General features: G+C 58.1%; 9 protein-coding genes and 1 tRNA gene. 6 read left to right on the top strand and 4 right to left on the bottom strand.

Features of this window, described 5'->3' with window-relative positions:
- Positions 1-3 precede the first annotated feature (3 nt).
- Positions 4-3,966 carry a trifunctional transcriptional regulator/proline dehydrogenase/L-glutamate gamma-semialdehyde dehydrogenase gene (gene putA, locus ACHH0Z_RS03475; protein WP_045406665.1) on the bottom strand — a complete coding sequence of 1,321 codons (3,963 nt, stop codon included), beginning with the start codon at positions 3,964-3,966 and terminating at the stop codon, positions 4-6.
- 423 nt (positions 3,967-4,389) lie between these two features.
- Between putA and putP the strand changes: the two genes are divergently transcribed.
- Positions 4,390-5,898 (top strand): sodium/proline symporter PutP, encoded by a 1,509-nt coding sequence (putP, locus tag ACHH0Z_RS03470; RefSeq protein ID WP_008499815.1) that lies wholly within the window; start codon positions 4,390-4,392, stop codon positions 5,896-5,898.
- A gap of 116 nt (positions 5,899-6,014) precedes the next feature.
- On the top strand, positions 6,015-6,434 hold the full coding sequence (locus ACHH0Z_RS03465) for a DUF3574 domain-containing protein (RefSeq protein WP_032651277.1): 420 nt from the start codon (positions 6,015-6,017) through the stop codon (positions 6,432-6,434).
- Between the two features lie 70 nt (positions 6,435-6,504).
- On the opposite strand, the gene ACHH0Z_RS03460 is transcribed toward ACHH0Z_RS03465, so the two are convergent.
- Entirely contained in the window at positions 6,505-7,689 is a 1,185-nt protein-coding gene (locus ACHH0Z_RS03460; protein WP_021240801.1) for a NupC/NupG family nucleoside CNT transporter, read from the bottom strand.
- Between the two features lie 251 nt (positions 7,690-7,940).
- On the opposite strand from ACHH0Z_RS03460, the gene efeU reads away from it, so the two are divergent.
- The 4 genes from efeU (at position 7,941) to phoH (ending at position 12,520) form a co-directional block, all read left to right on the top strand.
- Positions 7,941-8,774, top strand: a complete 834-nt coding sequence (gene efeU, locus ACHH0Z_RS03455) for an iron uptake transporter permease EfeU (RefSeq protein ID WP_008503506.1) — start codon at positions 7,941-7,943, stop codon at positions 8,772-8,774.
- Positions 8,775-8,814: 40 nt separating this feature from the next.
- Entirely contained in the window at positions 8,815-9,942 is a 1,128-nt protein-coding gene (efeO, locus tag ACHH0Z_RS03450; RefSeq protein WP_021240800.1) for an iron uptake system protein EfeO, read from the top strand.
- Positions 9,943-9,947: 5 nt separating this feature from the next.
- A complete protein-coding gene (gene efeB, locus ACHH0Z_RS03445) occupies positions 9,948-11,231 on the top strand; it encodes an iron uptake transporter deferrochelatase/peroxidase subunit (RefSeq protein ID WP_045406662.1) in 1,284 nt (427 codons plus the stop codon).
- A 500-nt stretch (positions 11,232-11,731) separates the two neighbouring features.
- Complete coding sequence (phoH, locus tag ACHH0Z_RS03440) at positions 11,732-12,520, top strand: phosphate starvation-inducible protein PhoH (protein WP_008503509.1); 789 nt, start codon at positions 11,732-11,734, stop codon at positions 12,518-12,520.
- Between the two features lie 149 nt (positions 12,521-12,669).
- Here phoH and ACHH0Z_RS03435 read toward each other — a convergent pair.
- Both ACHH0Z_RS03435 and ACHH0Z_RS03430 read right to left on the bottom strand, forming a co-directional pair.
- Positions 12,670-12,757 (bottom strand) — tRNA-Ser (locus tag ACHH0Z_RS03435).
- 147 nt (positions 12,758-12,904) lie between these two features.
- Positions 12,905-13,582, bottom strand: a complete 678-nt coding sequence (locus ACHH0Z_RS03430) for an isochorismatase family protein (RefSeq protein ID WP_045406659.1) — start codon at positions 13,580-13,582, stop codon at positions 12,905-12,907.
- Positions 13,583-13,584: the final 2 nt, after the last annotated feature.

Below are 13,584 nucleotides of genomic sequence, written 5' to 3'. Positions count from 1 at the left end.
CGATTAACCGATGGTCATCAGGCTGGCGTTACCGCCCGCTGCCGCGGTGTTGACGCTGAGCGAGCGCTCCACGTACAGGCGTTCCAGCAGCAGGTTGGTTTCGCCGCGCGCGAAGCCCTGCACCGAAACAATCGCCCCGCTGCGGGCCGCAACCTGCTCGCACAGCTCGCGCAACTGGTCAGAATCACCGTGATAAATCACGGCATCAAACGGCTGCGTCAGCAGCGCATCGGCTTTCGCGAAGTGAATGCGGGCCGAGACCGCTTTCGGCAGCTGTTTGGTGAGATCGCGATGCAGCGCATCGTCCGGCCACAGCACTTCACACCCGGTGGCCATCGCGGCGGCCAGCTGTACCAGCGCGTCCTGCTCGTTATCGGCCACGCACAGAACGCGCTCGCGCGGCATCAGCGTCCAGGTATTGCGCTCGCCGGTCGGCCCCGGCAGCAGACGCTGCGTACCGGCCTGTGCCAGCTCGCCGTACTGCTGCGCAATCGCACGCAGCTCTGGACGATTATCAGCCCACTTTATCAGCGCGTCCAGCGGCTGGGTCAGCACGGTTTTCAGCTGCGCATCCACCGGATACTCCGCATCCTGACGCGCCAGGGTGACGCCCAGCGCGTTCTCAGGACGGTTCGCCAGCAGACGGTACAGGTAGAGCGGACCGCCCGCTTTCGGGCCGGTGCCGGAGAGGCCTTCACCGCCGAACGGCTGCACGCCCACGACCGCGCCAACCATGTTGCGGTTAACGTACAGGTTGCCTACTTTGGCGCTGCCGGTCACCTGCGCGATGGTCTCGTCGATACGGGTATGCACGCCGAGCGTCAGGCCATAGCCGGAGGCGTTGATCTGCTCAACCAGCTCGTTGAGGTTGTTACGGTTGTAGCGCACCACGTGCAGCACCGGACCGAAGACCTCTTTTTTCAGCTCGTCGAAGCTTGCCAGCTCGATAAGCGTAGGCGGCACAAAGGTGCCGGAACGCCACTCGCGGGCGTCTTCGCTGTTGTCTCGCACCGCCTGGAACACCGGACGGCCTTTCGCGCGCATGGCCTGAATGTGGTTTTCAATATTGGCCTTCGCTTCCGCGTCGATCACCGGCCCGATGTCGGTGGTGAGACGGCCCGGGTTGCCCATGCGGCATTCGGCCATCGCGCCGCGCAGCATCTTCAGCGTGTGGTCCGCCACGTCATCCTGCAGGCACAGCACGCGCAGGGCGGAGCAGCGCTGACCGGCGCTGTCGAAGGCGGAGGCCAGAACGTCAACTACCACCTGCTCGGTGAGGGCAGAGGAGTCGACGATCATGGCGTTCATGCCGCCGGTTTCCGCAATGAGCGGCGTAGGACGACCCTGCGCATCCAGACGGGTGGCAATATTGCGCTGCAGCAGCGAGGCCACTTCGGTCGAACCGGTAAACATCACGCCGCGCACGCGGTTATCGGAGGTCAGTTTGGCGCCCACGGTTTCACCGCGGCCCGGCAGCAGCTGGACCACGCCCGCCGGTACGCCTGCCTCCAGAAGAATGTTGATGCCCTGTGCGGCAATCAGCGGGGTCTGCTCTGCCGGTTTTGCCAGCACGCTGTTGCCTGCGGCCAGGGCGGCGGCAATCTGGCCGGTGAAGATCGCCAGCGGGAAGTTCCACGGGCTGATACAGACGACCGGGCCGAGCGGACGGTGGGTTTCATTGTCGAAATCATCGCGCACCTGACCGGCGTAGTAGTGCAGGAAGTCGACCGCCTCGCGCACTTCGGCGATGGCGTTGCTGAAGGTTTTACCCGCTTCGCGCACCAGAATGCCGATGAGCGACTGCATCTGGTCTTCCATCAACACCGCCGCGCGCTCCAGGATCGCGGCACGCTCCTGCGGCGGGGTGGCGAACCAGATAGGGGCGTTATTCACCGCGCTGTCCAGCGCCTGATCCACCTCCGCATCGGTGGCTTCACGCACGTAGCCGACGATGTCTTTTGGCTCCGCCGGGTTAATGACCGGCTGCATGTCGCCGTCAGCAACGGGCTGCTCCAGCATCGGTTTCGCCTGCCATTTTTGCAATGCGCTGTTGAGCAGGGCAGAGGAGAGGGACGCCAGACGGTGTTCGTTGGCGAGATCCAGCCCCGCCGAGTTGACGCGACCCTTGCCGTACAGCTCGCGCGGCAGGGCAATCTTCGGATGCGGCAGGCCAATCTGGCCTTCCTGCGCCGCCATCTTCTCAACGGCCTGCACCGGATCGGCGACCAGCTCGTCGAGTGGCAGCGTGGTGTCGGCGATGCGGTTAACGAAGGAGGTGTTCGCGCCGTTTTCCAGCAGGCGACGCACCAGATATGCCAGCAGGGTTTCGTGGGTACCTACCGGGGCGTAAATGCGGCACGGGCGGTTAAGCTTGCCGTCCGCCACTTTACCGGTCACCTGCTCGTACAGCGGTTCACCCATGCCGTGCAGGCACTGGAATTCGTACTGGCCCGGGTAGTAGTTCTGCCCGGCCAGGCTGTAAATGGCCGCCAGGGTGTGGGCGTTGTGGGTGGCGAACTGCGGATAAATCAGGTTCGGCACGCCGAGCAGCTTTTTCGCGCAGGCGAGGTAAGAGACGTCGGTATAGACCTTGCGGGTGTAGACCGGATAGCCTTCCAGCCCTTCCATCTGGGCGCGTTTGATTTCGCTGTCCCAGTAGGCCCCTTTCACCAGGCGGATCATCAGGCGGCGGCGGCTGCGGCTGGCCAGGTCAATCAGGTAATCAATGACGAACGGGCAGCGCTTCTGGTAGGCCTGGATCACGAAGCCAATGCCGTTCCAGCCCGCCAGCTCCGGTTCGAAGCACAGTTTTTCCAGCAGATCGAGGGAGATCTCCAGACGGTCGGCCTCTTCGGCGTCGATGTTGATGCCGATATCATACTGGCGCGCCAGCAGGGTCAGGGACTTCAGGCGCGGGTAGAGCTCTTCCATTACCCGATCGTACTGCGCGCGGCTGTAGCGCGGGTGCAGGGCGGAGAGCTTAATGGAGATGCCCGGGCCTTCATAAATACCGCGACCGTTGGACGCTTTACCGATGGCGTGGATCGCCTGCTGGTAAGAAACCATGTAGGCCTGCGCGTCGGCGGCGGTCAGCGCCGCTTCGCCCAGCATGTCGTAGGAGTAGCGGAAACCTTTATCTTCCAGCTTGCGGGCGTTCGCCAGCGCTTCGGCAATGGTTTCCCCGGTGACGAACTGCTCGCCCATCAGACGCATCGCCATGTCCACGCCCTTGCGGATCAGCGGCTCGCCGCTCTTGCCGATGATGCGGTTCAGGGAGCGGGACAGGTTGGCTTCGTTATGGGTCGAGACCAGTTTGCCGGTGAACAGCAGGCCCCAGGTCGCGGCGTTGACGAACAGCGACGGGCTGCGGCCAATGTGCGAATGCCAGTTGCCGTTGCTGATCTTGTCGCGGATCAGCGCGTCGCGGGTGGCTTTATCCGGAATACGCAGCAGCGCTTCCGCCAGGCACATCAGCGCCACGCCTTCCTGTGAGGAGAGGGAAAACTCCTGCAACAGACCCTGAACCATTCCGGCGCGGCCGGTGGCGGTTTTCTGGTTACGCAGTTTGTCAGCCAGCTGGTACGCCAGGCTGTGCGCCTGTGCGGCAATAGCTTCCGGCAGACGGGCCTGTTCCAGCAGCATCGGTACGGCGTCGGTTTCGGCGCGACGGTACGCACCGGTGATGGCGGCGCGGCTGACGGACTGCGGCAGGATCTGCTCGGCGAATTCCAGGAACGGCTGATGGCTCTCGTCGCCAGCGGCAGGCGCTTCCTCGCTTTCATTGGCGGCACCGGCGAGCAGGGCAGGCAGCTCCGGCAGGCCCTCGTCGCTCTCGAGTCTTTCGAGATAGTTAAAAATCGCCTGCTTAATTAACCAGTGCGGCGTGCGATCAATGCGGGTTGCTGCGGTCTTAATCCGTTCGCGGGTCGCGTCATCCAGCTTAACCCCCATGGTGGTCATACCCATGCCAAAGCTCCTGTTGTGCTTTCATCGTGTTTGGTCGTTAGCGTGAAATATCCACCATGTTGCAACTTTGTGCAACCGTGTTAAATGTGACCTGGTTTGCAACCCAGAAAATGAATGGATTGTTAACGAATGGTTAGCTGGGAAAACGTGCTGGCTTTGTCGCGGAAAGCCTGGTTTTATGCGGGAGTTAACACTTTTCAAAGGTGCAACCCGTAAAAGCGTGAGCGAGTGCAACCTATAGGAAACTCGTATCAAACCGGGGATGAAATTGATGTAAATGCAGTGTTAAATCGTTTGTCAGCGGAGGGCGCATACGGCAGGATAGCGCGCCCAACCGAAACACAAGATACCGTCACCTCGTTCCGGTGATCATATAACAAGGCAACCCGGATGGTTGTCGCTCGACACTTTTGGAGAATTTGAATGGCAATTAGCACACCGATGCTGGTGACATTTCTCGTTTATATTTTTGGCATGATCCTGATAGGGTTTTTGGCGTGGCGTTCCACGAAAAACTTTGACGACTACATTCTGGGCGGACGCAGTTTAGGCCCGATGGTGACCGCACTCTCCGCGGGCGCATCGGACATGAGCGGATGGCTGTTGATGGGTCTGCCGGGTGCGATTTTTATCTCCGGTATCTCGGAAAGCTGGATCGCCATCGGTCTGACCGTGGGCGCGTGGATCAACTGGAAGCTGGTGGCGGGCCGTCTGCGCGTGCATACCGAGGCTAACAATAATGCCCTGACGCTGCCGGACTACTTCACCGGACGCTTTGAAGATAACAGCCGCATTCTGCGCATTATCTCTGCCGTGGTTATCCTCCTGTTCTTTACCATCTACTGTGCCTCCGGCATCGTGGCGGGCGCGCGCCTGTTCGAAAGCACCTTCGGCATGAGCTATGAAACCGCCCTGTGGGCCGGTGCGGCGGCGACCATCCTCTATACCTTCGTGGGCGGGTTCCTGGCGGTAAGCTGGACCGACACCGTGCAGGCGAGTCTGATGATCTTTGCCCTGATCCTGACCCCGGTGATTGTGATTTTCACCGTTGGCGGCTTTGGCGAATCGCTGGAAGTGATCAAGCAGAAGAGCATTGAAAACGTCGACATGCTGAAAGGGCTGAACTTTGTCGCCATCGTCTCCCTGATGGGCTGGGGTCTGGGCTACTTCGGTCAGCCGCACATTCTGGCGCGCTTTATGGCGGCGGATTCTCATCACACCATCGTTCATGCGCGTCGCATCAGCATGACGTGGATGATTCTGTGTCTGGCGGGCGCGTGTGCGGTCGGCTTCTTCGGTATCGCCTACTTTAATAACAACCCGGCGCAGGCGGGCGCGGTGAACCAGAACGCCGAGCGCGTGTTCATCGAACTGGCGCAGATTCTGTTTAACCCGTGGATTGCCGGTATTCTGCTCTCTGCGATCCTGGCGGCGGTGATGTCCACCCTGAGCTGTCAGCTGCTGGTCTGCTCCAGTGCAATCACTGAAGATCTCTATAAGGCCTTCCTGCGTAAAAACGCGAGCCAGAAAGAGCTGGTGTGGGTAGGGCGCTTTATGGTGCTGCTGGTGGCGCTGGTGGCGATTGCGCTGGCGGCCAACCCGGAAAACCGCGTGCTGGGTCTCGTGAGCTACGCGTGGGCGGGCTTCGGTGCGGCGTTTGGTCCGGTCGTCCTGTTCTCCGTCATGTGGTCCCGTATGACCCGTAACGGCGCGCTGGCGGGGATGATTATCGGTGCGGTGACCGTTATCGTCTGGAAACAGTTCGCCTGGCTGGGCCTGTACGAAATCATTCCTGGCTTCATCTTCGGCAGCATCGGTATCGTGGTCTTCAGCCTGCTGGGTAAAGCACCGTCTGCCTCCATGCAGAAACGCTTTGCGGAAGCCGACGCGCATTACCACTCCGCGCCGCCGTCTAAGCTGCAGCCGGAATAATTTTTCCCACGGAAAACCGTAGGCCGGGTAAGCGCAAGCGCACCCGGCTTTTTTCTTGCCAAAATCTGTCTTTTCCTGTGATATCCATGTGCTTATAACAATGAGGATAGCGAAGCATGACAATCAAAACAGGGTTAATGGCGGCGGCATTATTGATGCTGGCGGGCTGCAGCGCGCCATCGCAACACGCGGCGGTGGAGACCTGCAAAGCGGATAGCCAGATGCAGCAAACCACGCTCTATTTCGGCTTAAACCGTCCTGCCGGGGCGCAGATTACCAGCAACGAGTGGCAGCAGTTTGTTGACCAGGACGTGACGCCGCGCTTTCGCGATGGCTTAACGGTGTTTGATGCCCGCGGGCAGTGGCTGGGGAACGACGGAAAAGTGGCGCGCGAGCCGAGCAAGGCGCTGATGCTGATCCACGGTAAAGATGCGCAGAGCGAGAAGAACATCGAAGCGTTACGCGGGATTTATAAGTCCCGCTTCGCGCAGGAGTCGGTGATGCGTGTCGATCAGCCGGTGTGCGTGCAGTTTTAATGAAAACGGCGGGAATTCCCGCCGTTGTTGTTTTGTAGGCCGGGATCGCTGCGCGCCACCCGGCATTGCATCAGAGCACCAACCCCGCAAAGCTCGCCGACAGCAAACTCACCAGCGTCGCGCCGTACACCAGACGCAGCCCGAAACGCGATACCACGTTACCCTGCTGCTCGTTCAGGCCCTTAATCGCCCCGGCCACGATGCCGATGGAGGCAAAGTTCGCGAACGAGACGAGGAAGACGGATAAAATCCCCAGCCCGCGCGGGGACATCTGGTGCGCTATTTTTTGCAGCTCAATCATCGCCACAAATTCATTCGCCACCAGCTTGGTCGCCATTATGCTGCCCGCGTTTAAGGCATCGCTCAGCGGAATCCCTACCAGCCACGCCAGGGGATAAAATACATAGCCCAGGATCTGCTGGAAGCTCATGCCAAATACGCTGGAGAAGAGGGCATTAACGGCGCTAATAAGCGCGATAAAGCCAATCAGCATCGCCAGAATAATCATCGCTACTTTAAAACCGGCCAGAATATACTCGCCGAGCATCTCGAAGAAGCTCTGGGATTCATGCAGTTTTTCGAGCTTAACATCCGGTTCCGCTTCCGGGCGCGCCGGGTTGATGACTGAGAGGATAATAAAGGTGCTGAACATGTTGAGAATCAGCGCCGCGACGACATATTTGGCGTCGAGCATGGTCATATACGCCCCGACAATCGACAGGGAGACTGTCGACATGGCCGTGGCCGCCATGGTGAACAGACGACGCGAGGAGAGATCGCCCAGCACGCCTTTGTAGGCAATGAAGTTTTCCGACTGGCCGAGGATCAGCGAGCTCACCGCGTTAAAGGATTCCAGCTTGCCCATACCGTTCAGTTTTGACAGCAGCGTACCGATTACCCGAATAAAAATTGGCAGGATCCGCCAGTGCTGAAGAATACCGATCAGTGCGGAAATAAAAATAATCGGACACAGCACGCCGAGGAAAATGAACGCCAGCCCTTTTTCACCCATACCGCCAAAGACGAAATTGGTGCCTTCGCCAGCAAATTTGAGCAGTGACTCAAAAAATCCTGAGACGTATTTAATCAGGAATAACCCGCTTTCGGCGTGCAGGAAAAAGAACGCCAGCGCAATTTCAATAACAATCAGCTGTAAAACAAAACGAACCCGAATTTTCCGGCGGTCAAAACTCGTAAGCCAGGCGAGCGCAAGAATAATCACCAGCGCCAGCAGGAAATGGACAATTTTAAACATGGTTTATTTTCAGTTAGGTTGTGAGGCGGATATTTAGCCACAGCCCTGAATCAGCGTAAATGGGCATTTTCGTTATAACTTATAAACCTGAACGTTACGTACGTCACTATTATCAGGCTTTGCTTTTACAACTCGTCATCAAAACACCGCACATTTCGCTTGTTTTTCTTTCCGTCGTAATGATAATCACTATCACAAGAATTTACCTTTCTTTGCATCAGTTGACCGCGATAAACATTTAAGGTGTAGGCATGTTTGTTCCATTTCTCATTATGTTACGTGAAGGGCTCGAAGCCGCCCTTATCGTGAGCCTCATCGCCAGTTATCTGAAGCGAACCCAGCGCGGGCGCTGGATTGGCGTCATGTGGGTCGGGGTATTCCTTGCCGCGGCGCTCTGCCTGGGCCTGGGCATTCTCATTAACGAAACCACCGGCGAGTTCCCGCAGAAAGAGCAGGAGCTGTTTGAAGGTATCGTGGCCGTGATTGCGGTGGTGATCCTCACCTGGATGGTGTTCTGGATGCGTAAAGTCTCGCGTAACGTGAAGGTGCAGCTGGAGCAGGCGGTGGATAACGCGCTGCAGAAGGGGAACAACCACGGCTGGGCGCTCATTATGATGGTCTTTTTCGCCGTCGCGCGTGAAGGGCTGGAGTCTGTTTTCTTCCTGCTGGCGGCGTTTCAGCAGGATGTGGGGATCTGGCCGCCGCTGGGGGCCGTGCTGGGCCTCGCCACGGCCGTGGTGCTCGGTTTCCTGCTGTACTGGGGCGGTATCCGCCTGAACCTGGGCGCCTTCTTCAAGTGGACCAGCCTGTTTATTCTGCTGGTGGCGGCGGGTCTGGCGGCTGGGGCGATTCGCGCCTTCCATGAAGCGGGCCTGTGGAACCATTTCCAGGACGTGGCGTTTGACCTCAGCAACGTTCTCTCCACGCACTCTCTGACCGGAACCCTGCTCGAAGGTATCTTCGGCTATCAGGAAACGCCGAGCGTCAGCGAGGTGGCGATGTACTTCATTTATCTGGTTCCGGCGCTGGTGCTGTTCGCAATGCCGCCGCGTACCGGCACGCAGGCGTCGCGCGTTGCGCCGTAATTTTTGATTTAGTGACAACATACTTTTAAAGGGAAGAGTCATGGCAATTCAGTTCCGTCGTAGTGCGTTATGCGCAGGCATTGCCGCGCTGTTCGCTTCTGCTTTCTCCGCCTGGGGCGCGGATGTTCCACAGGTTAAGGTCACCGTCAACGACAAGCAGTGTGAGCCGATGACCCTCACGGTGAACAGCGGTAAAACCCAGTTTATTATTCAGAACCACAGCCAGAAGGCGCTGGAGTGGGAGATCCTGAAAGGGGTTCTGGTGGTGGAAGAGCGTGAAAATATCGCCCCTGGCTTTAGCCAGAAGATGACCGCCAACCTGCAGCCGGGCGAGTATGAGATGACCTGCGGCCTGCTGACCAACCCGAAAGGGAAGCTCATCGTCAAAGGTGAAGCGACGGCCGATGCGGCGAAAGGCGCTGCGGTGCTGAGCCTGGGCGATGCAATTACCGCGTATAAGGCGTACGTCACGAAAGAGACGGCGGAGCTGGCGACGGCAACCAAAGCCTTTACCGATGCGGTGAAGGCCGGGGATATCGAAAAAGCGAAATCCCTCTATGCGCCAACCCGTCAGCACTACGAGCGCATCGAGCCGATCGCCGAGCTGTTCTCTGACCTTGATGGCAGCATCGATGCCCGTGAAGATGATTTCGAGCAGAAGGCCGCCGATCCGAAATTCACCGGTTTCCACCGTCTGGAGAAAGCCCTGTTTGGCGACAACACCACCAAAGGGATGGAGAAATACGCTGAGCAGCTGAACAGCGACGTGCTGGAGCTGCAAAAGCGCATCAGCGAGCTGGCCTTCCCGCCGTCTAAAGTGGTGGGCGGCGCGGCCGGTCTGATTGAAGAAGTGGCCGCGAGCAAAATCAGCGGCGAAGAAGATCGCTACAGCCATACCGACCTGTGGGACTTCCAGGCTAACGTCGACGGCGCGCAGAAAATTGTTAACCTGCTGCGTCCTCAGCTGCAGAAAGAGAACGGCGAGCTGCTGGCCAAGGTGGACGCCAACTTCAAAAAGGTCGACACCATTCTGGCGAAGTACCGTACCAAAGACGGCTTTGAAACCTACGACAAGCTGACCGATGCCGACCGTAACGCGCTGAAAGGCCCGATTACCGCCCTGGCGGAAGATCTCTCCCTGCTGCGTGGCGTACTGGGTCTGGACTAAGCACGATGGATAAGCACAACGAGAGCGACGTGGCAGAGCCCTCACGTCGTCGGCTGTTAAAAGGGGTAGGGGCGCTCGGGGGCGCGCTTGCTCTGGCTGGCGGGTGTCCGGTGGCGCACGCGGCGAAACCGCAAAGCGCGCCCGGCACGCTGTCACCCAACGCCCGCATGGAGACGCAGCCGTTTTATGGCGAGCATCAGGCGGGCATTCTGACGCCGCAGCAGGCGTCGATGATGCTGGTGGCATTTGATTCGCTGGCCAGCGATAAAGCCGATCTGGAACGCCTGTTCCGCCTGCTGACGACGCGCATCGCGTTTCTGACCGCCGGTGGACCGGCGCCCGATACGCCGAACCCGCGTCTGCCGCCAATGGACTCCGGCATTCTGGGGCCATTCATTGCCCCGGATAACCTGACCATAACCGTTTCGCTGGGAGAATCGCTGTTTGACGCGCGCTACGGGCTGGCAAAACAGAAGCCGAAAGCGCTGCAAAAAATGACGCGCTTCCCGAATGATTCCCTGGATGCCGCCCTTTGTCACGGCGACCTGCTCCTGCAGATCTGCGCCAACACCCAGGACACGGTGATCCACGCCCTGCGCGACATCATCAAGCACACGCCGGATCTGCTGAGCGTGCGCTGGAAGCGGGAAGGGTTTATCTCTGATCACGCCGCCCGCAGTAAGGGTAAAGAGACCCCGGTGAACCTGCTGGGCTTTAAGGACGGCACGGCCAACCCGGACAGCCACGATAGCGCGCTCATGAAGGAGGTGGTGTGGGTCACTGCCGACCAGAATGAACCGGCATGGGCGGTGGGCGGCAGCTATCAGGCGGTGCGCATTATTCAGTTCCACGTGGAGTTCTGGGACCGCACGCCGCTCAAAGAGCAGCAGACGATCTTCGGTCGCGATAAGCAAAGCGGGGCACCGCTCGGCATGAAGAACGAGCATGATGTGCCTGACTACGCCCGCGATCCGAATGGCGACGTGATTGCGCTGGACAGCCATATTCGTCTGGCCAATCCGCGTACCAAAGAGACGCAGTCCAGTCTGATGATGCGTCGGGGATACAGCTATTCGCTCGGCGTGACCAATTCCGGTCAGCTCGATATGGGGCTGCTGTTCGTCTGCTATCAGCACGATCTCGAGAAGGGGTTCCTGACGGTACAGAAGCGCTTAAACGGCGAAGCGCTGGAAGAGTACATTAAACCTATCGGCGGCGGCTATTTCTTTGCCCTGCCAGGCGTGCGCGACAGCAACGCGTATCTCGCGCAGGGTCTTATTGAAGCCTGATAATTGTCCCCGCAACCGTTCGCGGGGACATTATTTTTTCATATGACTATCCTGCTGTTATATTTCTGTAATATTTCTATATGAGACTGATTTCAACTGTAGGGACAGTCCTAAAAGTTGCATTCAGGTAAAATAAATGTTGCATTTATGATAACTCCTGATGTACTTAAGATAAGACAGCGGTAGTTCCCGGCAGTGATGCTGAATCACTATGGAGATCGCGAATGGTTGCGTCCTGTACTGGACAAGGTAAACATAACAACCGCAGCACCCGGCGCGGAGGCTCAGACTCCGGCAGCGATTTCCTCACCACTAAATTTTCCCCCCTCCCTCAAGAATCTGATTCGACCGACGTGCAGAACGGTGCGCGTAGCTGTTCCGTATCGTCATCCGATAGTGCAAGCAATGGCTTACAAGGAAGCCAACCCTCTGATGTTCGTGCGCATAATCGTGCCGACGCTGGCGCGTGTGATGAATACCAACAACTCAAGGTGCTATCCATGGGAAGACAAAAAGCAGTGATCAAAGCTCGTCGCGAAGCAAAACGTGTGCTGAGACGGGATTCACGTAGCCATAAACAGCGTGAAGAAGAATCGGTCACCTCGCTTGTGCAGATGAGTGGCGTAGAAGCAATTGGCATGGCCCGTGACAGCCGTGATAATTCTCCAATTGTGGCGCGCAATGAGGCTCAGGCGCACTACCTGAATGCTATCGAGAGTAAACAGCTCATCTTTGCAACCGGTGAAGCCGGATGCGGGAAAACCTGGATCAGTGCAGCCAAAGCGGCGGAAGCGCTGATCCATAAGGACGTGGAAAGAATCATTGTTACCCGTCCGGTACTGCAGGCTGATGAAGATCTCGGCTTCTTGCCCGGTGACATTTCGGAGAAGTTTGCCCCGTACTTCAGGCCCGTCTATGACGTGCTGGTGAAGCGGCTGGGTGCATCCTTCATGCAGTACTGCCTGCGGCCAGAGATTGGCAAGGTGGAAATCGCGCCGTTCGCCTATATGCGCGGACGTACATTTGAAAATGCGGTCGTCATTCTTGACGAGGCTCAGAACGTGACCGCTGCGCAAATGAAGATGTTTTTAACGCGCCTCGGGGAGAACGTGACGGTTATCGTTAACGGCGATATTACCCAGTGTGACCTGCCGTCCGGCGTGAAATCCGGACTGAGCGACGCCATGTCACGTTTTGAGGAAGATGAGATGATTGGGGTGGTACGCTTCACCAAAGATGACTGCGTGCGCTCGGCGCTCTGCCAGCGCACGCTGCAAGCGTATTACTGAGTGTGCAGTTGCGTTCAAGGCCCGGGAAACCGGGCTTTGTTTTATGTGCAGGCATAAAGAGCGCAGGGAGTTTCAAGGTTCGAATCCCCCCTTTCGGAGAATATAAAAGAAAAAAGCCCGTACTTTCGTACGAGCTCTCATCTCGAATATGGCGGTGAGGGGGGGATTCGAACCCCCGATACGTTGCCGTATACACACTTTCCAGGCGTGCTCCTTCAGCCACTCGGACACCTCACCATATTGTTTTGCTGCCTGACCGCGTGGGGGGCAACGGGGCGCTACTATAGGGAGTTGCGCTGACACGGTCAAGCAGATTTTCAGCTTTAGTGCCTGTTCGGTTAAGCAATAATCAGCTCCACGGTTTTTACGCCGCGGAGCAGGGGATTAACGCTGTGAATCGAGCACTTCGCTGTTTTTAACCACTTCCTGTGCTTTGCTGTAGCTTTCGATCAGCAGCTGATAAGCCGGGAAGATGTGGGTATACACCTCTGCCCACTCCGCCGCATCTTCACGGTTCCAGGTACGCTGGATCTCAGAGGCCACCGCCGCCGTATCCATCGGGACCACACCGGCCTGTACAACGCGCGCCAGCGTGATCTCCTGCGCCATTTTGCTGTAGGTGCCGGAGGCATCAATCACCGCAAACACCTTATACCCGTCCGCAACCGCGCTGATCGACGGGAAGGCCATGCAGACGCTGGTAATGGTACCCGCAATGATCAACGTCTTACGCCCGGTGGCTTTTACCGCCGCCACGAATTCCGGGTTATCCCAGGCGTTGATCTCGCCTTTACGGGCAACATATTGCGCATGCGGCGCGTTGGCGTGGATCTCCGGGATAAGCGGTCCGTTCGGCCCTTGCGGGACGGATGCGGTGGTGATCACCGGGATCTTCGCCAGGGTAGCGATTTTTGCCAGCGCTGCCGCACGGGCACGCAGTTCCGGCATTGGCATATCACCAACGGTCTGGAACAGACCGCTCTGGTGATCGATAAGGAGCATCACAGCATCGTTCACATCGATGACCGGACGGGTTCCATCAAAATTCGCAGGTGTAGACATGT

The organism is Enterobacter cloacae complex sp. 2024EL-00227 (assembly GCF_043945315.1).
GTDB lineage: Bacteria > Pseudomonadota > Gammaproteobacteria > Enterobacterales > Enterobacteriaceae > Enterobacter > Enterobacter roggenkampii.
This window is presented reverse-complemented; position numbering and strand designations above follow the sequence as displayed.

Coding starts and splice junctions, on each gene's coding strand:
- putA (WP_045406665.1), bottom strand. CDS start 3,966: ATGGGTATGACCACCATGGGGGTTAAGCTGGATGACGCGACCCGCGAA.
- putP (WP_008499815.1), top strand. CDS start 4,390: ATGGCAATTAGCACACCGATGCTGGTGACATTTCTCGTTTATATTTTT.
- ACHH0Z_RS03465 (WP_032651277.1), top strand. CDS start 6,015: ATGACAATCAAAACAGGGTTAATGGCGGCGGCATTATTGATGCTGGCG.
- ACHH0Z_RS03460 (WP_021240801.1), bottom strand. CDS start 7,689: ATGTTTAAAATTGTCCATTTCCTGCTGGCGCTGGTGATTATTCTTGCG.
- efeU (WP_008503506.1), top strand. CDS start 7,941: ATGTTTGTTCCATTTCTCATTATGTTACGTGAAGGGCTCGAAGCCGCC.
- efeO (WP_021240800.1), top strand. CDS start 8,815: ATGGCAATTCAGTTCCGTCGTAGTGCGTTATGCGCAGGCATTGCCGCG.
- efeB (WP_045406662.1), top strand. CDS start 9,948: ATGGATAAGCACAACGAGAGCGACGTGGCAGAGCCCTCACGTCGTCGG.
- phoH (WP_008503509.1), top strand. CDS start 11,732: ATGGGAAGACAAAAAGCAGTGATCAAAGCTCGTCGCGAAGCAAAACGT.
- ACHH0Z_RS03430 (WP_045406659.1), bottom strand. CDS start 13,582: ATGTCTACACCTGCGAATTTTGATGGAACCCGTCCGGTCATCGATGTG.